This window comes from Spirosoma validum (genome assembly GCF_014699035.1).
In the GTDB taxonomy this organism is placed as follows: domain Bacteria; phylum Bacteroidota; class Bacteroidia; order Cytophagales; family Spirosomataceae; genus Spirosoma; species Spirosoma validum.
In genome coordinates this window covers 46,129-71,704 of the sequence record NZ_JACXAA010000021.1, presented here as the reverse complement: position 1 = coordinate 71,704, position 25,576 = coordinate 46,129, and the positions used below count along the sequence as shown (strand labels likewise).

Here is a 25,576-nt window from a genome sequence, read left to right as displayed (position 1 = left end):
GCTAGTGTTTCACAAGGGAGCGTTTTTGCAAGACACTAACTTAACCGTCTACTTTTTCTTGGTAGGGACAGTACTTTTAGGGAGCAAAGGGCTCTTCGTTGATGTCGCTGACGCTGGTTCTGATGGTACTGGTGTGATCCCTAAGCGTTTGATCACCAAATCAGTAATATTGTTTTCTTCCGAGGCATACAGAATGTTAGAAGAACCGTTGGAAGGTGAGTTCAGAATAAAACGATAACCGTTTTGTTTCGCTACGCTGTCAATGGCCAGTTGAACTTTGCTTAACACCGGACTCATTAGTTGGCCGTACTTTTTCTGCAACGATTCCTGAGCCGACCGACTAAATTCCTGGATACGGGTCTGTAGATTCTGTAGTTCAGTTTCTCGATCTTTTCGAACGCTTTCACTCAATTGAGCACCGGTCTTTTGATAGCTGGCATATTTCTCATCAAATTCCTTTTGCAACCGTTTTAGTTCAGTTTCCGCTTGTGTTTGTTGAACATTTAACTGACTCTCCACCTGCTTCGACGCGGGCATTTGGGAAACAATATAATCGATTCGAACAAACCCTACTCGTTCGGATTGAGCTTGTAACGTTAAGCAAGTCATTAGGAGAACGCTAGCCTGTAAACTAAGACGTATTATTTTTTTCATTGACACCCGCTTATGACTGAATACTAAGTTTTGTGGTTTGAACGAGCAAAGTAAGGAAAACCCAGATGGGGTGGTACGATTTAACATTTAATAACAAGACTACCGCTGTGATACAAATGCTGTGGCTATGGTCCCGCGGTCGCAAACGTCCAGGGAACAGCAAACAGCTATCAATGAGTAGCTCTTTACCAGCCAATGAACGACTAAAAATTGCTGATTTTACTAGTTAGATCATAGTCGTCTCGACTTTTGCAACGGCTAATGGTTTAGGATGCCCTATGGCTTATATCCTAAATTAAGCAGTTTGTTGACTGGGTTAGCTATTCCTTGATAAGTGATCCTTATCGGATACTGTGCGGTCAGGGCCTCTTCATCCAACACTCGAATTCGATTGGCGTTAGGAATGAACACGTAATCCTCATCGACTGACAGCACTCGATCTCCTAAACTGAGTCGAACGGTCGTTTGATTAACCCCGAGAGGTAGACGGATTTCATTACCGGATGGACTCTTAGATGGATAGAAAAATTCAGTCGCCCACTGCTGTTGCCTGGGGCCCGTATCCGACGCCAGCTTAAAGGGATAGCGTTGTTGAGAGGGAATCGAATCGGGCTTATTACTAAAGGTCGTTGATCGACCGAATGCTGATAACCCTGAAAGGGTGATTAAGCATACAAAGATTATACTACTTTTCATATCAAGATTTAGCGCAATCAACTTTAGTGACCAACGTGAAGCGTACGTTTTTCTATTATTTGATTTCTTATATGATAGATACCTAAAGCACGAAACTTAGGTCTAACTACTTGCTTATAAAACGACCGAATTACAGGCACTCAAATCGCTCTTTGTCTCAGATTGGATGGTATTTTGAGATTATGGAAGGGGATTAAATTCTTAAAAAGACATGCCCTTGTCTTGCCCCTTAGAACAGCCTTTAAAAAATGAATGTCAGTTTAAACTCTTCAAATTATTCCCGGCATTTCTGTCCAGTAAAGTAGCATATGGGTCTATTCCCACAAACGCCGGCCTGCCCTTTACCTTAACGGTAATCGTATGCGCTCCCGCCTTTAGCTGATACCTCTTTACAAATAAAGGATTCGTTTGCCATCGTCCGGCTTTATTGATGGTACCCGTTGCGAAAACACCCAAGTCTATGTAATCATTTGTTGTTGGGGCAGGTACTTCTTTACCGGTTTTATCCAGTGCTATTTTGGCAACATGCACCGAAAAGGTAACTTGGTATTCGTTTTTGTCAATCGGAATGGCTTTAGCCGTTAGTATCTTGTTATCATACACGGTTACCCTTAGCCAGTTATCGGCTAAATAGTATTTTAAAGAGTCGGGCACATGCTTTTGCAGGTAATCGTAAAGATCATGATTACCGGCATACGGCGGTTTGCTTTTAAAGGCGTAAGCACGTTTAAAATCACGCAAAGCGGCATTTAAATTAGCCTCGCCGATTAAGTTTTTTAAACCATACAGGACCACTCCGGCTTTTGCGCTTTGCTCTGGGAAGTTCATCGTCATCAGCGGTTGTTCGGGTTCGTTCAACCGGGTTCTCCGGTACTGGTAATCAGTCAATTGATCCAAAACGATAGCACGCATATTAGTTGCTCCGTACTCCTTTTTCAGTAAGGCCAGCGCGCTATAAGTAGCCAGCCCCTCGGGTATGATCAATGAGCCAACCGTGTTATTGGGCGCTACCTGGAAGCGCCACCATTGCTGCGCCAACGTACGGGCAGTACGGAAATACGTATAATCGAACTGGTTTGGGTCGCTGAAATGAGCGTTCCAGGCAAAATCTTCTGTATAGGCATCAAGCGTAGCCAGCGAAGTTATTTTGTTTTGATAAACATTGGTCTCAGCCAGGTGGATCGCCTTGAATGGGTAATCCCCGTAAGCCTGGCTGAAATAATGCAGCCCATCTTTATAGGCGGCCATGAAACGGCTTATATTGGCGGCATGTTGCGGATGATAATAAATAGCGATTTCCACCGGGTGATCCAATTGCACCGTATCCTGCAAAACAGCATATCGGGCCGATAGGATACCGATGGGCATATAAAGTCCCGGATCGGTTTGTGTATACTGAAAATAATTGCGGCCGTTCTGCTTCCAGTGTTTAACCAATGTTCCGGGCGCGAGCGCCGTTTGATCAGCGGAGGTGCTAACGGTTAGGTCCAGCTTTAATAAGTCAATAGTAGGGCCTGCTTTCAATGTTGCCCGTCCGGCAGGGTCATCCTGCGGAATAGCACCGGGCTCGATTTTTTTAGGTAAATGGTATCTTCGGCGTTCAAAAGGATCGGTCAGCTCCTCGAAAGTATCATAACCCAGGCTTGGCAATCCGCCTTGAAAAAAAGTGCCGTTATGCAGCATAGTTTCGGCGTAGGTATCATTGCGGAAGCCGGGATAGCCCTGCCAGGAATGAATTTCCAGTAATAAAGAATCACCCGGCAGCAGCGCCCGGTCAAACTGATACAGCCGGTATTCAGCAGGTTCACGTTCTGGCCTGAAAAAATTAAATAGCCCGCGAGGGTAAAAGAGTGGATAGGTATAGGGGATCGCTTTCCCGCCGGTTTTGATCCTAAAATCGGTTAATTCCTCACCATCGACGAGTAATTGGGTGATTGGCTGTTTTGTTTTATTTTGGATGGTAACCCAGGCATGGGTCAATGCTTGCTGTTTAGCTGGGTAGAGGTCAACCTGGGATCTGATCCGGGTTACTTTTGGCAGCGGCAGTCCGGCAAACTGTTTTAAAACCGTTTCAAACCGTACTTTACGTTCTGTTTGCTCGTTTTGGGTCAGGTAATTGTTTAGGTAGCTTACGTTATAGTAAATAAAACTACCGACAATCAGGAAAGCGGCTAGGACAACCAAGGTTATGCGTTTAGTTGTCTTATTAAAACGTTGTGTAGCCAAGCTGAACCTGTCCTTGAACGTACTGCTTATGCCACGATTATAGCCTAAAGCAGAAAGGATAACGAGCAGCCCGCCAAACAGCAGCCAATAAGTATTAAACCAGCTTACCGGTACCAACATATGCCCTAGTCCGTCCATATCGGACAATTGATAAGTGGGGGTAATGGCATAAAGCAGCAGGTGATAATCCAGTGTGCCCGATTTATTTAGAAAAAACAACGCTAGCCAAAGTAGTAGCCCGATGGTATGACCAACAAATTTTTCATTAACCAGTACATGCACCCCATAACAAAAGATGACAATCTGGATGAATCGGGGTATTAAAAGCACAAAAACCTGCGTAGCATATAATCCGAAATTAAACTGGTAGAACCCTTGCGCGATCTGCACGCTTAAGCCGCAGATTACCGGGATTAGGGCCAAACTAATGCCCAGTGTAAGTAACGTGAGCAGTTTAGCCGCATTTAAAATGCGGTTTGATGGGGGTAAGGTATCGTTAATGACGGCAAATTCGCTGCTGCGTTCGCGGTGCACTATTTCGCCGGTATAAAACAGGAGGAAAATGAAACTATAAAAGGGAAACGTATCATTGAAAATAGTAAACAGCAAAACTGTGCGCGGAAACTCAGGTATGCCAAATGGTGAAACCCCCATCCCAAAAGCTAACAAAAGAAAAAAGACACCACTGGATAAAATGATCCAGAAATAATTATCGGTAACCAAATTCAACCATTCTGTTTTGACCAGGCTTACCAATATGCGCCTGCTATACGGGTTTTTAAAACTGACATGGACGTTTGGGAGGTATGATACCGATGTATCTGAAGCGGTGTCAACAACGAGCTTTTTAGCTGTTTGCTCCTTAAAAAAACGGCCAAAGCTAAACCGGCTATAAGCCAAAAACAAGATAGCCAAACTAATCGCTATCCACAGCAACCTGTTTACTAAAAACGTCCCGCTGATGGCGATCAGAGACGAATTTTTCTGTATAATGGTAGCGTTATTAGCTTGCAGCATGACCCCGTTAATGGCAAACGGGTCAGCCAGGTTTACCACGGTGGCGCTGTGGTCATGCATCAGGAAAAAGAAAGACAAAAAATAGCCCAGGAATAAAAGCACCCCACCCCCATAGATCACTTTTACACTGCGCGTTAGTGAAACCAGCCCGTAAAACAAGGAGGCCGTAAAGAATACATTCGGCAGGGCGATGGTAAAAAATGGGTGCAGGTAGTAAGCTGGCGCATTTGTCCCGTATTGTTCGGCGTAGCGCCAACCCAGTACAGGACCAAGCAGCGTACCTCCATAAGCGCCAATAATCAGTCCACTGGCAATAAAAAGCAGGCAACTAAAAGCGCCAAGGTATCGTCCCCAGAAATAACCGGCCTCGCTGATGGGATACGTAAGGTAATACTGTTTCGTGCGGTACTCGATGTCCCGGTAGATAGGCAAACCCATCACTGATGAACCGATCATGGCCAGGATCATACTCATGGCCGCGCACCATAAGGCGAGTACATAAGGCGCATTGATATGCTCTTTTTCCGATAAGGGTACAGAACCGGTCGCAAACGTGCCCAGGCTAAAAATCAGTACAGCGGCAAAATATAAATACGTGGCGGGCCGCCGGAACTGGAAGTGAAGTTCGAACCGGAATAGGTTAGTAAACATTGGTAGCCCGATTAGTGATCTGGGAAAAATAAACATCTTCCAAGCTGGCCTCAACCGGGATAAATCCGTCCCCTGCTTCTTGTTCCACCATTATCCGTATATGCAGTTTACCGGTTTTTAATTGGGTTGAAATAACGTCGTACTTCGACTGATACGGGCCAAGTTCAGCCGTTGTAATGGCTTTGCTATAAATCTTACCATTTAGTGCGTTAACGGCTTCACCCGGTTGGCCCGAGTAGCGTACCTCACCCCGGCTGATGATCGCGAAACGGGAACAAAGGGTACTGACATCTTCGACAATATGGGTAGAAAGGATAACAATCGTATTTTCGCCCAGGCTGCTGAGCAGGTTATAAAAACGATTTCGCTCAGTGGGGTCAAGTCCGGCGGTTGGTTCGTCAACAATGATCAGTTTTGGATCGCCGATCAAGGCCTGTGCGATACCGAAACGCTGTTTCATCCCGCCCGAAAACGTACCGAGCTGTTTTTTGCGGTCAGCAAACAGGTTAACCTGGGCCAGCAAGGCTTCCACCAAGGCCCGGCGTTCGGCCTTATTTCCCACGCCCTTTAATTGCGCAATATGATCTAATAACCGTTCGGCGGATAGGTTAGGATAAACGCCGAAATCCTGGGGCAGGTAACCCAAGAGTTGCCGCACTTCAGTCCTGTTGGTTAACACATCCAGGTCATCCAGAAATATACGGCCGCTGTCCGCTTCCTGTAGCGTAGCGATCGTGCGCATTAAGGATGACTTCCCCGCGCCGTTTGGGCCCAATAGTCCAAACAGCCCGTTGGTAAGACGTAGTGAAACGTTCGTAAGGGCACGAACGCCGTTGGGATAGGTTTTAGATAAATTGTCGATCACTAAGTTCATCGCTTCTTTTCTTGACTACGGGTCAAAAATGGCGGAGCGAAATGGGAAAGAAGAAATAACCGGTCGGACAACCCGAATACGCTGACGAATAGTTGTTCTGTCCTGACCAGATCGTTTGTCAGCCGTTTACGGCCATATGACCTGTCGTGCCATTCGTTGGTCAGTGATAGGCTGTAGTTCATGACTATACCCGGATATTTGACGTATGAAATTACCGGCCAACTACTTCGACGTATTTTTTGAAAAAGGCAAAAGGATACACCTGTTGGTTTTCCTGGCTTTATTAATTCTATTGGTCTTTGTGCTTTCCATCAGCCGCAACGGGCGTTATGCGCCGGGCGCATTCGTGAGCTATGGCTGGGTTATCGCTTGCGTTTACACAGGCCGATGGCTGTGCCGCAACTGGTTGCTTACTGGACAGTGGGTTGGTCTGGTGATGATGCTTATCGTTGCCCTTATAGGGCTTGGCGGGCTCGGACTTGGGGTTTACGTTTATTTTTTTGAACCGAATCTGCCGTTAAATCATATCATCGAATCGGGTATAAATAGTACGGTGGTCACCTTCCTATTGCTCTTTGGCGGCTTTTTTTTGGCGGTGATCAGGAGCGCAATCCGGGAAAAGATGAATGGGCTCATTCTTGCCGAACAAAAAAAGGGAAGCGAGTTGAGCCTCTTGCGTTCGCAGGTAAGCCCGCATTTCTTGTTTAATACCCTCAACAATATGTACAGCCTATCCATTAACCGACCTAACCAGATGCCTGCTTTATTGCTGAAACTGTCCGAGTTACTGCGCTATTCCGTTTATGATGCCGATCAGCCCCTGGTTCAGTTAAACGATGAACTGGACTATATCCGTAATTACATCGACCTGGAAAACATCCGGAGCGCGGACAGGCTTTCGCTCAACGTTACCTTACCGGATGCACCCGCCGGTTTGAAAATAGCCCCCATGTTGCTGGTCGTATTCGTTGAAAACGCGTTTAAACATTCCCGGAATACGCTTGAGAGTGAAATCCAAATCGGTATCAATTGCCAAATTGTAAATGACCATATTTATTTCGATGTGACGAATAGTTACAGCGAAAACGGAGCGAAGGATTGTACTGATAAACGCAATTCGGGCTTTGGTATAGCCAACGTAATCAAACGGTTGGATTTGCTTTACCCCGGTGAATACACCCTAAACCAAACCCATACTGAAAATCGATTTAAAGTAGAACTTAGCCTTAAAGTAAACTAAATGGATCAGTTCACCTGCCTTATAGTCGATGACGAGCCTTTAGCCAGGGAGCTTATGGTAACCTATTGCGGTTACCTACCGCAGCTCAGGATTGAGGCCGTTTGTGGTAACGCTTTCGAGGCAAAAACGATGTTGCAGGAAAAAGCCATTGCCATCCTGTTTCTGGATATTCACATGCCCGTGTTGGATGGTATTGGTTTTCTGCAAACGCTAAAAACCAGGCCGCAGGTAATTATGACCACCGCTTATAAAGAGTACGCCGTGAATGCATTCGACTTAGCGGTCTGTGATTACCTGGTCAAGCCGTTTTCGCTGGAACGGTTTATTATGGCGGTCGATAAAGCCACGGAAAACATCGGCTCCCGAAATAACCGTAACCCGGTAGCTAAAGCAGCAGACGATCATCTTTTTATAAAAACGGAAGGCAAGATCTATAGGATAAACCATGACGAATTGCTATTTGCCGAGGCAAATGGCAATTATACGAAGATCGTCACCACCGATAAACCATTAACACCAGTCATGTCCTTCTCCGGCTTAGAGCAGCAACTGCCTGCCACTCAATTCATCAAGGTGCATCGGTCATTTATTATTAACAAATCCAAAATCGGGCGCATCGAGGGAAATAGGATATTTATTGGTGAACAGGAAATCCCTATTGGAAAAAATTATCGGGATGAGTTATTCAAAAAATTGGGCTTATAATTATTACTGAATGGGATTGTATTTTTAATTATTCAACTTACCATGAGCGCATCAAAACGGGTGCGGTCTTCGGTTGACAGGTATTCACGGCGGGCCATAGAGGAATAGCAAAATCACCCGAATTCCAGATACTCAGCTCTATCATCGTATCAGATAGGAGCCATAACTGAGAATAAGTAACCCAACGTTTTAATGCTATTTAGAGTAGAGTGCTAGCCAAACCGGCATTATAACAATGGTAAAACACGACCTAATTACTTTCGGCCAGTATACCTGGCAGGTGCTAGCCATTGAAGAGGGGCAAAGAGCGCTGATTATTACGCAAGACATAGTGGATCTGCGATGGTATCACCATCAGTTTGTCAATGTAACCTGGGCAAATTCGACCTTAAGGCATTACCTGAATGAGGAACTCTATCCTTCATTCGGCCCTGAGGAGCAGGCCCAAATCATGCAGGTTACCAACCGGAATGCCAACAACCCGTGGTTCAATACTGCAGGAGGGCCAGACACCGCCGATCACCTATTCTTACTAAGCTTGCAAGAGGTTTGCCAGTATTTTGGCGACAGCCAGGCCAAGCTGAGTACTAAAGGGGGGCAAACTTGGCTTATTGACGACCAAAACAACGGAAATCGACAAGCCCGATACGGTACGGACTTCCACGGGTGGCGACTTCGGTCGGACGGGTGCCAGTATCACCAAACATGGCCATGTTTATGTGCGTGGCAACGGCGTCTTCGGCCGGCCCAGAGACGGTGGCGGTGTTCGTCCAGCATTGTGGTTGCAGCTCTAGAAGTAAGTCTTGCTGTGGTCGGCAATGCGGCTCTTTTCTATTTCAACTAGATTTTGCTATACTGTACACTTATGGTAGCGTTTTAGGAGACGGTTACGTTTTACTATCTGTCAAACCGCACCGGCGGACCGGCCATCAGTTGTATACGCTTCGCTACGACCACTATGACTAGTTATAGCTTCACTTTCATCCAGTAAAAATCAGTTCACTCACCTCAAATTTTAAGCTATTTATTGCTGTATTCTACTTTCTTGAAGGGCTTTGGTAGCAATGAACCTGATCGTAATCGACAATCATCGTTGAGTAGGTTCAATACCATCTCCTCATTTTTGATTACTACTTGATAGATTCCAATCGCTTGGGTGTCACAGGGACTAGTCCCACTTACTTTTTGCCAGATCAGTGAATCGCCTTTCATCGTATAGGTCATCGTTTCCAGCAACTGCTTATCCGCTACGGTATACATTCTCATCGTGTCGGCTCCATACCTAAGAACAACATCCACGACTTTGCTGGTCTCGACGGTACCTTGCCAGGCGGTATTGGCTAAGGGGTTTTTCACTTGGGCAGTAGCCGTTAAGCTAGCCCCTATTAGGAGAGTAATGACAAAGAATGGTTTCATCAGGTAAAAAGAATGGTTTCATCAGGTAAAGTAATAATTAGTCGTTTAAGTAAGGCCAAATTTATTCAGACAGCCTAATTGGCTTTAGCGTATAAGTACCCGTTTTCAACCTATGCGACTGATTGAGGTAGACAAATATTGATAAATCAGCCTTTTGTGCGAAACTACATACTGGTAGTCAATGGTACGTTTTGTCAAACCAAGGTTAGGTACCGCTTTTGGTTTGGTCGGCGAAATCGGCATCGTAAATTTTATTAGGTTTTAGATAAACGACATTCTTTTGAAAATCTAACACCGTATTAAACCGTTTCAGAATATCGTTGCCTAGGATATGAATGTTCAGTCCGTGCATCGGATTAGCGTGTTGCATGACCTGAATTGGGACATTTTTCAAGGTAAAATTGCCAATTTTCAATAGGTCTAAATCAGCCGTAATAACCGGAATTTCATTGCCACTAGCCCCATGCATCATTACTTTACTCAGTACGGTCATATCACGGGTAGGAAAGTGCGCTTCTTTCAATAAATCACTATCCAGCATAACGGTTCTGGTATACCCTAAATCAAACAGAAACCAGTTTTTAGCTTTGGTTCCACTTTGCTGAAGTTCACTTTCTATAAACGGCTTATTGTCGATATAGCGCATTTTAAAGGCATGGTAATCCTTGTCCCGTAGGATTTGTTTCGGCATGTTAGAATGGACAATCAGTTTATTCTCGTCATAATTGAGTTCTACGACCATTCCATCAAAGTTGTTCCACCCTAGCAGTCCATCCGTCTCGTGACCGGCCATTTCGATGTCATGAACTTTACTTGTATACAGTTTGCTGCCGATTTGTAGGGTATAATCCGTATTGTATAGCGTTGGCCTGGATCTAAATTTACGCTTCAACGCATCATTAGTGAGCGCTACGTCATTCGCCCCGGTATCAAAATTAAGTACGAGTGAATCCGTGCGGTCAAAGATGACCCTTAAAAAATTAGTGTTATACTGATTGACAAAGAAGGGAATCGAATCATGAATTTCAGGCGAGCGTTTAGCTAAACTTTTTGTTTCGATACTTTGAACTTGCGTAAGACAAGAATCTTTGTCATTGAGCAAAATAATAAAGTCCTTCTTCTGGCCGGGTTTGATCGTAAAAATGAGTGAATCACTATCCGTTTTAAATGTCACCGTTGTGGTTTTGGTCAGTTTACCAACCGTAAACACATCTCGTTTTACGTTCGGGTTGATGTGCCATTGATACACGGAATTAGATTGATCGTATTTTACATAGATAACTGCTTTAGTAGAATGCGCCTTAATAATTGGTGTTGCCTTTTGAGCAAAGCAAGTACAAGCGTTTAGGGCAAGAAGTAACGTCAAAATCGTCTTCATACAGGTAAGGTTTTTTTTGAATCTCATCGACCAACTTCGGCTTGTTGCCGATAGGTTGCTTGAAAATAAGTGGATAGATGTTGTCTAAAGCTCATAAGCCCTATACTGGCCCTTATCTGATTGGAGCCATTAGCGAACAGTTATCTTGTGATGAGGAGTTGAGGGGAAATTGTGTACGCCAGTGGGATTCCCCATTCATCAGTTACCCCAGTTATCCGATTATGCCTGGATAATCAAATAGGGGGGACAACGTAATCAATAGTTCGTGTCATTGAACGCCCGGAAATAGAGGTATGAGTTTCATTTTGGAGCGTATATTGAGATTATGGTTTTTAATATTTGTCAAGTGGCCCGCCACCGCGGTACTATCTGTAGCATACGGTTAATGTCGTTTTACCTTGACTTTACGTTCATTAAAGAAATCCACGGCAATTCTGCATAAAGCATCCGCCTTTTCGTCTGGCATGTCGTGGCCCACGTTCGGATAAATACATAGTTGCCCATCTTGTAGCGCTTCAAAAAGGGATATTGTATGATCTAGTTTGATCATGTCTCTGTCGCCACGAATCAACAACACAGGTACTTTAATCTGGGCAATTTTATCAGCTGGAATCTTAATCTCCCGTTCCCACGTCCGTTGATTGTCCTTCCAAAACTTCATCCATTTTTCAGGTTCGGGATTCAGTCGCTGATAATTTTCTAACCAATCCTTATCCTCTTTTACCGCTTCAATGGTATATGCTTTTAACATATCGCGTGCTTCCTGCTTTAGTCCACTGGCTGTTGAATTCGATGCACCGCTCACCACTTTCTTTATTTTGTCAGGCCTATTGGCGGCCAGCAGCAATGACGTGTTGCCTCCTGTACTCCAACCCATTACATAAACACTATCTAGGTTCAGTTGATCGATAAGCTGCGAGTTGTAATCGGCTAGCAATGCGCCACTTAAACTATCAGCATGCTCTGAGCGTCCATGCCCCGGGGCATCAGGCGCTATAACCCTGAAATGTTTTGACAGTTCGGGGATGATCCCCCCTAAGTTTTCTATTGAGCCCAGCCCTTGGTGCAAGAGCAATAAGGGAATTCCTTCTCCATATTCCTCATAATAAATCTTGGTCCCATGTATAACCAAATACTTTCCCTTATTAGAGCCGTACTTAATTGATTCTTTGGGCTCTTTGACATGGCTAGGCTTGTTGGCATCGTTGCAAGCGATACTTGTTAATGAAAAAAAGAGAAGGCAGAGAATTCCTTTCATATGATTCGTTTCTTCTAAATTAAAAAGCCAGTTGAGTAGCAAAAGTAGAGTAGCGATAGGTCAGCGATCCTCCGTTAAGAGAATTTAACAATTAGCCCTAATGCCCGATGAGATGCCTTCTGAAAAAAGCACATTAACTCCCATCTGCGGTTGCGCCGGGCTTCCGAAGCGGGTACAACTCGAAACTCAACGTCTCGTGCACTAAAGCCATACGTTGAGAATGCTTATGCAGGATTGGTGAGCGAATGGAACCTAAAATGGCTTCAGGTCTACTGCCCTTGCTACCGCTAGAATACTACCCAGCCTACTCAGCGGGCGCTATTTTCTTAACCAGATTGGAGGGCAAGTAACAGTTGAAGCCCGTCTGTTGGTGCAGATCAGTCAACAAACTAATCGTTTCTACACTGCTCAGGCCGATAGCTGCCCGGCGTTGATCAACGTTGGCCTTCGCCTGAGCCGTCAAGGAACTACTTAAATAGCCGAAGTGCGTCTGTTGCCCATTGGTCTTGACGGCCATATACCAGTCATCAATCATGGCAAATTCGTAGGGCGACAGCTGACCGGACTTCAGGGCCTTCATCAGCTTGGGCCGCACATGGGGGTACACGGTGTCTTTCAAGGTATAGGCTTTACTAATCGAGTTGTGATGACTCAGCATGACCGCCGCCCAGTAACTATTGTGAATCAGTCGCTCACCGGGGTAGCCGTATTGATCAATAATGGGCAGGAGTTGACCCATCTGCTGCTCATTGTGGGGCGCAAACCGTTTTTCGGCGTACTGTTCCTGAGTAGCCCCCATACGAAATAGGGCTAACAGGGCTTTTCGCTGATCTTTCTTGAACATCTTCTCAACCCGAGCCCGAATAGCCTGGTTTCCCCCGGTTTGGTAGCGTGCTCTGAGCGAGTCGTACTGTTGTTCAACCACACGCCACTGCGGATCGCCCTGAAGCGGAGTGAGCAAGGCATTTTTCTTGATGTCGCTCATCGTCCAGCCCGTAGCGATTGCTTTCTTAAGATAGGTAAACGCCTGCTGCTTTTGGCCCACTTGTAGAGCCAATTGGGTAGCCACTTTGTAGTCTCTGGAAAAGACGAACTCGTAGCGATCAACCACCTGGTTGTAGAGCGATAATGCCTCCTGGTAGTGTTTGTGGGCAATAAGCTGTTGTGCCTTAGCAATGGTTTGATGATAGGTTGTGTAATCGGTTTGATCGTCCTGGTCAGGCTGACTAACCGAGAGGAGAATGATATTCAGAAGACGATAAAGGGTAAGGAACTGGTTCATACGAGGGGTTTTACCATTCAGACGCGGAAGGGTGTCGGGCGGTTGTAAGCCGTTAAGGAGTTTTAACAAACTAGTGACTGTTGATGACAGGCGTGTCCTCTTTCTAAATACTTCTCACCCTAACGGCAGCATAAAGGCAGAAGGATAAACTCGTTCGTCTCATGGGGGAGCGTTTTATTGAGATTCTAATGTTCTAATCAAAGCTTAGTAGAATGAGAACACTTTTCATAATTAATTTAATAGATTTGGTCATTCGTTTTCCTCATCAAACTTAACTATGAAAAGAATTCTTACTTTCTTGATAACCAGTTCGTTTTTAAGCCAGTTCGCAGTGGCTCAAGACTACAAGCCATTTAAAGTAAACCTAGCTTTAGGCTATGCTAAACCAATTGGGAACAATGCGTCGGGGGGCTCTCGTTTACCCTCGAACCTAAGTATGCTTTCACCAATCGTCTGGAGGCTGGCCTTAAGCTTTCGGTGGCTATCATGGCCCGTGAAGTTGCTTTTGATAATGCGAATTCGACCAGTGAACTCAAGGCAGTGGGCTCCGCTTTACTAACCGGGAATTACTTCTTAACGAATGCTAGATTTCGGCCTTTCCTTGGTGCCGGTATCGGTGTATTCTCGTTAGCTCAAACGGAATTGAGTATCTCTAAAGGGGGGCAAGAACAGTCAAAGAGTGTACTTGCTGGGGGTAATAAGTTGGGAGGTTTGATCCGAGCAGGCTTTAAAACGGGGCATTTCCAATTAAGTCTGGATTACAATCTTATCCCTAATACAGTCGGTGTTGCCGTCTTTAATAACGGTCAAGTCTACGGATTTGTGAGCAAAAGCTCCTACTTTGATATTAACTTTGGGCTTGCAATTGGGGGTGGTCGTCATTAAACAGAGTTAATAAGCCTTACAAAATAAGGGGGGGTAAATCAAGATAATAAAAATTTTCATTTCCTCATTATAGATGTATCATTAACCCCCCATTTAAAGCGACGGCTAACATTAGCCTATAAAAAGGTATCACCAAAAATGCCCTGTCATTTAGGCTAATGCCGCCGTTGGTAAACGGGGATCAATCGGGTAAGGTTGAATCGAGAGGACGTGGCACTCGCTACGCTGAGCATGTAAGGGGTCTAACAATACATTGCGGGAAGGCGACAGGGGAACTACAGTTGAAGGTAAAGCCAAACATAAACTCTTGTGGCGCTCGAACTGCTGGTCGGCAAAAAACGGCAAGCCTACAGGAGTGGCATAGGGATCATCCCAGCCAAGAGGCAGTTCTTCCACGCTTACAAAGATGATTGAGTGGTCGGGTACGACAATTTCACATAGGATCAGCGGAGGCAGGTCCGCTAAAGGCGTGCCGTCCAGATGCACCATGTACTCTAGAAAACATAGTTCGGGGGTAGTGGCCGTGTAGACCATAGGCCGTCCTTTAGCATTCCAGCGCCCACCCCGTAGTTTAGCCCCTATGCCCTCTAGGATGCTGTCACGATGCGCGTCGGTTTGGATACGATACAAAGTGATGGCCATTAGCTAAAGACTCCATATTCAATCCGCCCTAAGATGTCTTCGATCAACTGGACACCGGTGGGGCTATCCAGCAGATCTAAGGGAGACCGATCCCCTAATAGCCGTAAGGGTCGACGTAGCCAACGATTAAACTTGCCTTGGTCTTGGAAAACGGTTGCTCCATAGCCCGCCAATCGACCCAATAGCAGCAGCTTTTCGGAAGTGGCGGCATCGAGTCGCCCAGCCTTAGCCTGTCGGTGGAAGGTAGCCACTGACTGATTAAGTAACCTAGCCATCTCCTTATCCGTGACTCCCAATAACCCGGCAATGTGTCCGGCCTCAGTGCCCATTAGTCCTTGGCGAGAGCGGTCAATGAGTTGAAGAGCCGTCAGAGGCTGAGGAAAGGGATTTTGTTCGCTAATGTAAGCAGAAGCTTGCGTTGCCATGTTGTACTACCAAAGAGAGCTTATAGTCTCATTTGATAGTGTCGTAACTATCTTTTGATGCTTCTGGTTCAACAATGACTAAAAGTGTGAAGGGAGTTGGGTAAAAAGACGTCTCATTTTGGGGAGCGTTTATGTGAGAATCGGGAATTACGCCGATCCTACGTTGTTGTGGCCTTTATCGAGCAAATCGGTTAGCAATGATGTCCGTTCGACCAGATCCACCGGGACCACTGGCTAGATAAATGGCTCAGAACCCGACATAAAGCCTCAGCCGACGAGGATGGTAGTATCCCCGACCAAGATATCCATTAATGGGTAAAGCCACTCCGGGTTGCTGAACCAGCCCGAGTTCTTGTCGGATGCGTACCCAGTGCCCCCGCGACACCAATGGACTCATGCCGCTCACCAAATATAAGCGGTGATGGCTGGTCGGATGCGTCTCGACCCGATCGAGAAACCAACGATTGACCAGATACGAACGGTGCAGCCGCACAAAGCTTGCCGGGGGCAGCTGGGCCTGCAGCCGCTTGAGGCTATAGGGCACCAGCCATTGACGCCCATCGCGGCAGTGCAACCAACTATACTTATGCGCTCTCGATAGATACACCAGTTCGGATGGGGCCACGGGCTGCCTTCCGGCTCGTAGACGCATGATTTGTAGCGGAGGCCAGTCAGGGCACTCGTCTGGTGGACAGGATTGAGGCAGAAAGATCATGGACGAGAAGGAAGGCGATTCAGTTTAGTGGCGTGGCCCTACGGACCGATTAAGGAAGACTTAGCTCTTCTAGCCAGAAGCTGTACTGAGTGGGCTGAGCCGCCAAGTGAACCACTAGTTGTGGCAGCGCCCATGGCTGCTTCGCATCGGTTTTCAGTCCCTGGGCCTGCTGAGCCAGGGTAGACGGAAAGGTGTCCGGGCCGGTGCGTTAGCGGAAGCAATGCTGAGAGGTTGGTTCGTGAAGGATATGACTTCCCGGCTGGAAAGCCAGCCGGGAAGTGGTTTGGGTAAAAACGGGGCCATGGCGGACCGGCTTGTCGCTACTGCTGGAAATAATCGATCTTGTCAGCATCGGCGTTGTTGGTGGCGCGCGCTTCGGTCATACCGCCGGGCAGCACCACCACACTCAGGTTGATCACACCCGTGGTGGCCCCCGGGCGCAATACCCCCGTCAGGCCAACCGAGAGTTTATCCCCAGCCCCAATGACTTGATTCGTCGTCAGCACATAGTAGTTGGGGTCCGTCTCGCTAAACGTCCAGACGTTGTTCGCCACCTCTCGCCCCCCGACAAGGGTTGCACTCTGGGGTAAGCTCAGGGTGACTTTAGCGTCTTTGGTCAGCCTGAGCGTCAGGCTGCCGCTGGTGGCCACGTCGTTCAGCTCCACCACATTCACCACCACCGTCAGATCGGTGATGCCGTAGGCTGTTGTGGGTCGGGCGTAGAGCACCGGCGTCAGGTCCGCCAGCCGAATGGCCGTTACCCCGACGGTCAGCGTCTGGCTACAACTGCCCTGACTGACGACAAGGGTGAAGGTCTGCAGGCCGGCGCTGGTCAGTGTGGCCGAGACGGTGGACGCGGTGGTGGGGGAACTCAGGGTAGCGCCCGGGGGAGCCGTCCACTGGAAGCTGTCTCCTGCGCTGGCGCTCAGGCTAACCACCCCACCCACCGGGGCGGTTAGGGAGGAGGCCATCGCCGTGATGGGGCTGCCCTGGTACTCATAGGCGCCCAGATCGACCCGTCCATCCACGATCCGCGCATTGCCTGCCAGATCGGTGGTGGGCAGAGCCGTTCCGGAGTAAGGGCCTGTTACGGAGGTGAGGCTGGCAGGATTGCCCACGTTGATGGCTGGTGAGCAGAAATTCAAGCTCACGCTGGTGGTGCTGGCAAAAGGAGAACTGCTCGCCGTGAGGTTGGTGGGATCAGTGGTGTAGCCCGTTACGGTGTTATCGAACAAACTGTAGCTCGCCGTGATGGACACGCTGGTGGGGCTGCTCACGTTATAAAATGTATTGTCCCCGCCGTTACTAAACACCACACAATTGGTGAGTTGCACGCTACTGGTGTTGTTGGCGATCGCCCCACCCTGGTTAGTAGAGGCTCCCGAAACCGAATTGCTCAGAAAACTACAGTTGGTCAGCTGAGGGGTGCAGCCGTTACCGTTATTGATGGCTCCACCCCGGGTAGTGGTACCGCCCACGGCCGAGTTCGAGAGAAAACTACAATTAATCAACTGGGGGTTGCTATTAACGTTATTGGCCATCGCTCCCCCGTAGTTACTGGCACTTCCCGAAACCGAGTTACCCAGGAAACTACAGTTGAGAAGAAGCGGGCTACTATTGGTAAGGTTACTCATCGCCCCACCGTAGCTGAAGTTGCCATTCGAACCCAAAACGGAATTGCCCTCAAACCGACAATTGGTGAGTTGTGGACTGCTGCTGTTGCCATTGTACATCGCCCCGCCCCGGCTGGTGGAACCACTGGTCACCGAAACTGAATTCGCAACAAAGCTACAGTTGAGGATGGCAGGGCTGCTGGCATCGTTGTACATACCGCCCCCCAAGGTGCCACCCGCTCCGCCCGTGATCACAAACCCATCCAGCACCGCTGTGGTGGTCAGGCTCAGACTAGCCGGATTGCTGATGACCCGAAAACTGTTGTCGCTGGTGTTGCCCAGGCTGCCAATATCCCCACTGAGGGTGGTGCTGGAAGGCTGTCCTGTGACGGGATTGATGGCCGGGCGATCGGTCAGGGCTGCTTCGGTGCCCGCAAAACCACCGTAGATAGCTACCCCGTTTCGCATAGAAAAGCTGGCATTACGGTCACTCCCGGTAGTCGGTTTATACGTTCCGGTAGCCACCCACACCTGCCTATTACCCCCGCAGTCGGCCGCCGTATTGATAGCGAGCTGGAGCTGATTGGCGCCTAACGCGTTGCTCCAACTGCTGCCATCGCGTAGACCCGCCCCCTGCTGGGTTACATATTGGATCGGGTTACACGTGGGAAGCAGAACGGTAATGGTCAGGCTGGCACTGGCGGTACAGCCCGCTGCGTTCCGGGCCGTTACCGAGTAGGGCGTACTGGTGGTGGGGCTGACCACGATCGAGTTATTGGTGCTGCCCGTTACCCAGGTGACGACAGTAGCCCCGGTGGCTACCGCCGTCAGGGTAACGGAGCTGCCCTGAGTAATGGTGGCCGACGGGCTGGCGCTGATGCTAACAGTAGGTACGTTATTGACCGTTACACTGGCCGTGGCTGTGTTGGAGCAGCCCCTGCTATCCACCCCCGTCACGGAGTAGCTGCCCGTGGTGGTTGCCGTCAGCGTGTTGGCGGTGGTGTTGTCGCTCCAGGTGTAGGTACTGGCTCCACTGGCGGTTAAGGTTACGGACTGCCCCTCACAGATGCTGACCGAGCCGGGACTGATGCTAACGGTGGGTCTGTACACGGTAACCTGAGCAGAAGCGGTGTTGGAACAGCCATTGCCATCTACCCCCGTTACGGAGTAAGTGCCGGTGGTGGTCGCCGTTAGGGTGTTGCCTGTGGTATTGTTGCTCCAGGTATAGGCACTGGCTCCACTGGCGGTTAAGGTTACTGACTGCCCTTGACAGACCGTTGCTGAACTGGGGCTAATGCTGACCGTTGATTTATTGACCGTCAGGTTGAAGGCGGTAGAGGTGAGTGAGTTGCAGTTGCTGGTCACCACCAGCGAATAACTGCCTGCATCGCCAGGTTGTGGATTGTTCAGGGTGAGCGTGGCCGAGGTTTGGCCCGCCACGGGATTACTAAAGCTGTCTTTGTACCACTGGTAGCCCGAGACCGTACCACTTACACTTACCGGCACCGAGACAGCAGTACCCGCACAGACCACCGAACTACTGGCGGGTTGGGCATTAATGGCAATTGGCAGGAAGGTATACTGAAATTCAAAGGCGCCCATGTCTATCTTGCAGCCCACAATACGGGGATTACCCGCTAAGTCCGTTGCGCCAGCGTCGACACTGCCATCCCCAGCGTTGATGGCGGGCGAGTTGGCCCGTAACTGGGTGGTGTTCGTACCAGCAAAGGGCGAGACCGTTGTCGTCAGGTTATTGCGATAATTCATCCCTAACCAGCCCGTTACCGAGGCCTCGACCAACGAGGAATAGACCTGTGGATAAACTTCTATATTGTAGAACGTTTTGGGGCCCCCATTGCCAAATACCACACAGTTGAACATGCTGGGTATGCATTCGCCAGTCGTCGTGTTGGACGTATTGAACATGGCCCAGCCCTGGTAGGAAGCTGTATTGCCTTGAAAGGAGCAGTTGGTCAGCGTGGGGCTGCACACGCCATCACTCCCATCGTTGGCTATAGCCCCACCCTGGTAGGTAGCCGTATTATTCAGGAAGGAGCAGTTGGTCAGCGTGGCCTTGGTCCTGCCTTTGCTCGTCCCAACGTTATACATTGCCCCGCCTATACCGTAATCATCAATTGCCGAATTGGCCACAAACGAACAGTTGGTCAGCGTAGGATTGCTTTGGCCCAAACCAGCATTAAAATTACCACCAAACCCGCTATTGAACATCGCCCCACCAAATCTGGCCGAATTTCCTTGAAAGAAGCAGTTAATCAGCGTAGGGTTGCTTCGGCCACCACAATCAGCGTTCGCTGACCCACTATTGGCCATTGCCCCGCCTTGCTTGGCCGAATTTCCTTGAAAGAAGCAGTTAATCAGCGTAGGGCTGCCATCGCTGGCACACCCAACGGCACCGTTATAGACTGCCCCGCCTGAAGACAACGCCGAATTGGCTACAAAGGAACAGTTTCGAATTAGGGGGTTCGTGTGTTCACCCTGAAAGCTGGTAAAGTTGCGCATACCCCCACCACTGTTCGTAGAGTTATCTGAACTAGACAGATTGGCATTACCGCCCGTAATCACAAACCCATCCAGAATAGCGGTGGTCGTTAGAAAATTAAAATTAGCGATGACGTGGTAACTATTATCTGAGTTATCGCCTACCGTACCGATATCCCCGCTGAGGGTTGTGCTGGACGGTTGGCCGCTGCCAGGGTTACCCGTGATGGGGTTTATCGTTGGTCTGGCGCCGAGGGACGTTTCATTGCCCACAAAACCACCGTAGATGGCCAGGTCAGGCCGCATCGCGAAACTGGCGGTTCGGCTTGTGGTGGAGGTGGGTTTGTAGATACCAGCAGCCACCCACACCTGGTCGCCCGCGGCACTGGCGTTGATCATGGCCTGCAAATCACCACTGGCATTGGCCCACGCGCTGCCATTGCCCGTACCGCCCGCTTTAACGTAGCGGATGGTACTCGTTTGGGCTAAAACGGAGCTGATACTAACGATCATTAGCAGTAGGGTGTAGTAAAGAGAGCGATCAGGCCGAAGCGCAAAACCAGCAGGAAGTAATCGTGTTTTCATAGACTAGGTAGAAAGATCGGTAGAAGCTAACCCCGGTCAACGGACCGAGCGGACAGCTAGAAAAACCGGCGGATGTACAGGACGTACGAATCAAAATGCCCCATTTATCGCTGGGGCAAGATTAGGCGTTTTGTCAGCAAGTGAGTCGGAGATTTCACCCAAAAACTCGGAGAATTGTCCCAACCGGGCGTGAAAGCGATTATTTTTTGTTTACATCGCGGTACTGACTGGGCGAGAGGCCGAATTCCTCAGCAAAGACCCGGCCGAAGTAACTGGGGTCCTGGAAGCCTACCGCATCGGCGACCTGGGTAATGTTCAGGTCAGGTAATTGGAGTAGGTCTTTGGCTTTTTGTAGGCGCAGTGTTCGCAGATATCGGTTCATCGACAGCCCCGTCAGCGCGGTCATCTTGCGGTGCAGTGAGTTGCGACTCGTCCCCATCATCGTGCAGATCATCTCAATATCCAGCGCCGGGTTATCCAGATGCGGCAGTACGTTGCTGCGAAGCCTGAGCAGGAACTGGTCTTCCCCCGTCTCAGGCGCATCGTTTGGAATCGGCTCGGCAACGCCCAGGGCTAGTTGACTATAATAGCGCTGCAACAAGCGCCGGATCTGTAGCTGGTTACTCAACACGATCATCAACTCCTCGGGCGAGAAAGGCTTCACCAGATAGGCATCTGCCCCCCGGCGTAACCCCGCGATTCGGTCACGTACCTCGGCTCTGGCCGTCAGCAGCACAATGGGAATGTGGCTGGTCCGTTCGTCATGCTTCAGGGTGTCGCAGAGCGCAAAGCCATCTTTGAGGGGCATCATCACATCACTCAGAATCAGGTCCGGACTAGTCGCCAGCGCCTGGTCAACGCCGACCTGCCCATTTTCGGCTCGAATCACCTGGTACTCACCCCGCAGACAAATCTGAATATACGTGGCTACGTCCTCATTGTCTTCCACCAGTAACACTACGGGCCGCTCACGGGTCACGTCCAGCGTGGGTTCGCCCCACTGGGGTTGGGCTGGATGTATAGATGACGGAGCGGAAACTTGCCCTTCCGCCAGGGGTGCCCGACGGGTAAGGGGTAAACTGACGACAAACTCAGCTCCCCGGCTGTAAAGGGCCTGCCCCGAATTGTTCGACCAGGGTTGGCCGGTTTCTTCCTGTCCATGCCCATCCAGGCAGGGCCCATCCAGGCAGGGCCGATTACGAACGGCTAGACCACCCTGCATAAGCCCCACCAATTCCCGTACTAATGAGAGGCCAATGCCGGTACCTCCGCCCGATGCGTTCTGCGGATTCTCCCTCTGATAAAAACGATCAAAGATCCTCGGCAGACTGACTGGCTCAATGCCGGGTCCGGTATCGCTCACCGTGATCTGAATCCACGGCTGATCGAGGTGACTAGTCGGAGTGAGCTCCTCGTGGTATCCTGCCGCAGTAAGCGAATGCCAACGGTTCTGAACGGCAACCCTGTAGATTACCTGACCACCCGTAGGGGTAAATTTCAGGGCATTGACCAGCAGGTTCGCTAAAATATCCTGGAGTTTATCTTTGTTGAAGTCCGCTTCGCAGTGCGCTTCCTTCGACTGAAACTGTAGGTGTACACCCTTCGCCTGAGCGATGGCATGGAACGACTCCCCGACGTAGCAGACGAAGTTGACCAGATCGGCCTGTTCGAGGTGAATGGCCATCTCCCCGGCTTCGAGTTTGGAGAGGTCCAGGATCTGGTTGATCAGCCGCAGTAAGTTGCTGCCATTACGCTCAATAAGGCTGGCCATCTGTCGCAATTCGGGGTCGAACTTTTGGTTCAGGCTGGCTGCCATGCCCAGAATGACGGTGAGTGGCGTACGAAATTCGTGCGAGATGTTCGCGAAAAAACGTGATTTGGTTTCGTCGAGCCGCAGAAGGTCCTGTGCCTGTTGAGCAATAAGCTCAGTGGCCTCTTTGATCTGGGTCTGTAAGCGGGCCTGTTCCTGCTGGTGCCTCCAGGCTCGCCACCGGCCCCATCCCCACACCGAGCCAATCAGCAAAACCAGCATGAGCAGGAGGAACCAGTTGCGCAGATAGAACGGACGTTGTACGATGACCTGGATGGTCAGGTTCGGCGAGGACATTTGCCCATCGGCCGCCTGCCCTTTTATTATTAATTGATACTCGCCGTAGGGTAAATTACTCAACCGGATGGAGGGCTCAGTCTGATACGTCCACTCGTTGTCCAGTCCCTTAAACTGGTAAGCGTACACGTTTTTTTGAGCGTCGGTGTAATTGAGCAGCGCAAAGTCCAGCACACTCGTCCGGTCACCGGGCTGTAGACTAATCCGGTTACTTTTTACCACTTCTTCGGTTTTGTCAACCAGTTTGTCCAGCGCATTATCAAACTGGCGAAACGAGACGATTTGAAGCGGAAGGGTAATCGGAGGTTTCTCGTGTTCAAAATCGGGTGGACTAAATGCGGTTATGCCGTTCAGACCGCCGAAATAAAGCTGGCCGTTCTGGGCCTGAAAATGAGCAATGCGGTTGAATTCATTGTGGGTAATGCCATCCTGAACCGTGTACGACCGGGTTGTCATTCGGACTGGATCAAACTGCATAATGCCGTAGTCACTACTCAGCCACAGATGGCCCCGCCGGTCGGCGTAGACGGCGTAAATATTGTCGTTGGATAACCCATCGGTACGCCTGAATTGCCGGTAGGTGTTTTGCTGCCGGTTCCACCGAATGAGCCCGGCATTAGCCGTTGCCAGCCAAAACAGGCCTTGGGAATCCTGGTAAAAATGCTGATAACTGTCAGCAGGCAGCCGAAAGCGCCCCTTGCCTCCATTCCAGTAACGAGCCGTGATGCCCTCTGATGGATCAACCGTGTATAAACCCGTAGTCGCACAGATCCAAAGGGTGCCCTGGCGATCGGCACCGATATGAAGCACATACGACTTAGCTAGTTCGGGAAACTGGTTATAGCGGGTAAACGGCAAAACCTGTCCCGTTTTTGTCTCGACAAGCCAGAGACCTACTATTCCACCCGCCAGAAAGTGCTGGTTACTAAACGGGGACATTGTCCAGATCGATCCGCCATTGGGCAATGGAGAGCGCGTTTGCGAATCGGTTCGAATGTCATACGTGACTAAATCTATCTGGCCTATTTTTAGTTTTCCAGGCTGACTATTGGTTAAGCCATAAGAAATGCCACTTACCAATAGCTTTCTGGCTAACTCACCCGATAGATCGCAGCTAAACAAGCCCTTTTTTTCCAGGTTAGCGTATAGCTTATCCCCAATAACGGAGATACCCCGAATGGATGCCGCCTTTTCCTGGATATTGGTTGGCTCGTAAAAGAAGCGGTGAAAGTAGTTTTCAGTTACCTTTACCTGGTACACGCCAAAACTGGTCCCTAACCACATCCAGCCGTTTCTGTCGGCGAAGAAACAGCGATTATCAATCGACTGGCCTGCCAGTTGCTCCTTCAAATCCAGTAGGGTTCCTTTGGTGGCACTCCGTAATTGGGTGCCTGTCCAGATCAATCCGCTACGATCGAACGCATAGTAAACCGGGGAGAAAAACGCAGTTCTCCCCTGCCGTAAAGAAGCCGGTAATTGACGTCGATTCCCCAACGGATCTACGCTATACACTACTCCCTGCAGATTATTGTCCGAACGGTAGACGGTATAAAAAAATTCGATACCCGCATGGGGCTGGCCTAAACCGACGTGAATGGCGCCTACATCATGTCGGAAGGTATGGAGAACACGTCCATCAGCGGTTAGTTCGACCAATTGATTGCCATCAGCGATGGCCCAGATGGTGTTACGGGCGGTAACATGGTGAATGGTCAGATTTTTATAGTGGGCAAGGGGCACGTAGTGGAGGCCGGACCTGGGATGGTAGGATGTCAGGATAGCCGGTTGATAATTGGCGAAGAAGATCGTGCCGTCAGGACTGCCCAACACGTGCTGCCCAGCAAGTAAAGAGCTTGTCAGAGAATACTTTTTGAATTTCTCATCAAATGAAATAGCCGTGCCCGTCAACGGATTAAACAGGGTAATCCGCACCTTACTATCCTTATAAGCGCCCATGAGCCAGAAAAGGCCATCGGCGTCCTCGGCAATAGACTCTATCTCATCGAAATCGAGCCCGTTACGCTCTTTGGTGTATGTGGTGAATTTCAGCCCATCGAATCGGTTTAGACCAAACCTGGTACCGAACCACATAAAGCCCCGCCGGTCCTGTAAAATGGCGTTTATTTCCCGATGCGATAAGCCGTTTTCAGGGCCATAATGTTGCACAGAAGCGGCAAATTGCTGGGCCTCGGCCACCGAGCAAAGGGAGAATAATATTCCCAGGACAAAGCTTACCGCTTTCAAGTTGAGTTATAATGTGGTCAACTACAAACTAAATTAGCTTGTAAGTTCGCTCATTTAAGTCAATTTCCAGCAAATTATCTATAATACTGACAGTGACTCAACATCCATTTGTGACCTACTTTGCCGCCTGGGTTGATCCTGTTTGACCGGACACTTCAGATGAGCATCTTGCAGGTTGATAATTGAACCGTCTCTACTAATGCTATCTTGAAATTCCCTCAGAAAACTCAATATTAATGTTCTAATAGTAAGCAACTTATATGAATAAACATACGTTGCGCGAAACGCCCCTTTCAAGAAGCGTATGCATGAAAACTTCTTCGTCTCACGTGGGAGCGTTTTTTTGAGATTGATACATATACATTCAGCCGGAACGTGGGTTAGCCATACAACGGATTTTTAGCTTGAGTAACTCATACCTGATGAGCGATTTCCACATGTAAACATCAAAAATGGTTGCATAA

General features: G+C 49.0%; 18 protein-coding genes. 4 read left to right on the top strand and 14 right to left on the bottom strand.

Going from position 1 to position 25,576, the window contains the following annotated elements; all coding sequences use genetic code 11:
* Positions 1-48: 48 nt before the first annotated feature.
* The 4 genes from IC230_RS31355 to IC230_RS31340 form a co-directional block, all read right to left on the bottom strand.
* Entirely contained in the window at positions 49-654 is a 606-nt protein-coding gene (locus tag IC230_RS31355; RefSeq protein WP_191043029.1) for an OmpH family outer membrane protein, read from the bottom strand.
* Between the two features lie 276 nt (positions 655-930).
* A complete protein-coding gene (locus IC230_RS31350; RefSeq protein ID WP_191043028.1) occupies positions 931-1,350 on the bottom strand; it encodes a hypothetical protein in 420 nt (139 codons plus the stop codon).
* Positions 1,351-1,605: 255 nt separating this feature from the next.
* Positions 1,606-5,244 (bottom strand): hypothetical protein, encoded by a 3,639-nt coding sequence (locus IC230_RS31345; protein WP_191043027.1) that lies wholly within the window; start codon positions 5,242-5,244, stop codon positions 1,606-1,608.
* Positions 5,234-6,118 (bottom strand): ABC transporter ATP-binding protein, encoded by an 885-nt coding sequence (locus IC230_RS31340; RefSeq protein ID WP_191043026.1) that lies wholly within the window; start codon positions 6,116-6,118, stop codon positions 5,234-5,236. Before IC230_RS31340 ends, IC230_RS31345 begins: the two co-directional genes overlap by 11 nt.
* Positions 6,119-6,323: 205 nt before the next feature.
* On the opposite strand from IC230_RS31340, the gene IC230_RS31335 reads away from it, so the two are divergent.
* The 3 genes from IC230_RS31335 (at position 6,324) to IC230_RS31325 (ending at position 8,907) form a co-directional block, all read left to right on the top strand.
* Complete coding sequence (locus tag IC230_RS31335) at positions 6,324-7,358, top strand: sensor histidine kinase (protein WP_191043025.1); 1,035 nt, start codon at positions 6,324-6,326, stop codon at positions 7,356-7,358.
* Positions 7,359-8,063, top strand: coding sequence for a LytR/AlgR family response regulator transcription factor (locus IC230_RS31330; RefSeq protein WP_191043024.1), 705 nt, complete (start codon positions 7,359-7,361; stop codon positions 8,061-8,063). It begins immediately after the preceding gene.
* Between the two features lie 235 nt (positions 8,064-8,298).
* Positions 8,299-8,907, top strand: a complete 609-nt coding sequence (locus tag IC230_RS31325; protein ID WP_191043023.1) for a DUF6273 domain-containing protein — start codon at positions 8,299-8,301, stop codon at positions 8,905-8,907.
* 176 nt (positions 8,908-9,083) lie between these two features.
* On the opposite strand, the gene IC230_RS31320 is transcribed toward IC230_RS31325, so the two are convergent.
* From IC230_RS31320 to IC230_RS31305, 4 genes are all read right to left on the bottom strand, one after another.
* Complete coding sequence (locus IC230_RS31320; RefSeq protein ID WP_191043022.1) at positions 9,084-9,479, bottom strand: hypothetical protein; 396 nt, start codon at positions 9,477-9,479, stop codon at positions 9,084-9,086.
* A gap of 205 nt (positions 9,480-9,684) precedes the next feature.
* Positions 9,685-10,857, bottom strand: coding sequence for an aspartyl protease family protein (locus tag IC230_RS31315; RefSeq protein WP_191043021.1), 1,173 nt, complete (start codon positions 10,855-10,857; stop codon positions 9,685-9,687).
* 382 nt (positions 10,858-11,239) lie between these two features.
* Complete coding sequence (locus tag IC230_RS31310; RefSeq protein WP_191043020.1) at positions 11,240-12,115, bottom strand: alpha/beta fold hydrolase; 876 nt, start codon at positions 12,113-12,115, stop codon at positions 11,240-11,242.
* 304 nt (positions 12,116-12,419) lie between these two features.
* Positions 12,420-13,466, bottom strand: coding sequence for a hypothetical protein (locus IC230_RS31305; protein WP_191043019.1), 1,047 nt, complete (start codon positions 13,464-13,466; stop codon positions 12,420-12,422).
* Between the two features lie 417 nt (positions 13,467-13,883).
* Here IC230_RS31305 and IC230_RS31300 point away from each other — a divergent pair, with 417 nt between their 5' ends.
* Positions 13,884-14,282, top strand: coding sequence for a hypothetical protein (locus IC230_RS31300; protein ID WP_191043018.1), 399 nt, complete (start codon positions 13,884-13,886; stop codon positions 14,280-14,282).
* A gap of 150 nt (positions 14,283-14,432) precedes the next feature.
* On the opposite strand, the gene IC230_RS31295 is transcribed toward IC230_RS31300, so the two are convergent.
* From IC230_RS31295 to IC230_RS31270, 6 genes are all read right to left on the bottom strand, one after another.
* Complete coding sequence (locus IC230_RS31295) at positions 14,433-14,912, bottom strand: RES family NAD+ phosphorylase (RefSeq protein WP_262893200.1); 480 nt, start codon at positions 14,910-14,912, stop codon at positions 14,433-14,435.
* An 11-nt stretch (positions 14,913-14,923) separates the two neighbouring features.
* Complete coding sequence (gene parS / locus IC230_RS31290) at positions 14,924-15,349, bottom strand: type II RES/Xre toxin-antitoxin system antitoxin (protein ID WP_191043016.1); 426 nt, start codon at positions 15,347-15,349, stop codon at positions 14,924-14,926.
* A 247-nt stretch (positions 15,350-15,596) separates the two neighbouring features.
* Positions 15,597-16,001 carry a LytTR family DNA-binding domain-containing protein gene (locus IC230_RS31285; protein ID WP_191043015.1) on the bottom strand — a complete coding sequence of 135 codons (405 nt, stop codon included), beginning with the start codon at positions 15,999-16,001 and terminating at the stop codon, positions 15,597-15,599.
* Between the two features lie 216 nt (positions 16,002-16,217).
* Positions 16,218-16,367, bottom strand: a complete 150-nt coding sequence (locus IC230_RS31280) for a hypothetical protein (RefSeq protein WP_191043014.1) — start codon at positions 16,365-16,367, stop codon at positions 16,218-16,220.
* 17 nt (positions 16,368-16,384) lie between these two features.
* Positions 16,385-20,761, bottom strand: coding sequence for a beta strand repeat-containing protein (locus tag IC230_RS31275; protein WP_191043013.1), 4,377 nt, complete (start codon positions 20,759-20,761; stop codon positions 16,385-16,387).
* A 199-nt stretch (positions 20,762-20,960) separates the two neighbouring features.
* Positions 20,961-25,112: a hybrid sensor histidine kinase/response regulator transcription factor gene (locus IC230_RS31270; RefSeq protein WP_191043012.1), complete on the bottom strand. Its 4,152-nt coding sequence runs from the start codon at positions 25,110-25,112 to the stop codon at positions 20,961-20,963.
* Positions 25,113-25,576: the final 464 nt, after the last annotated feature.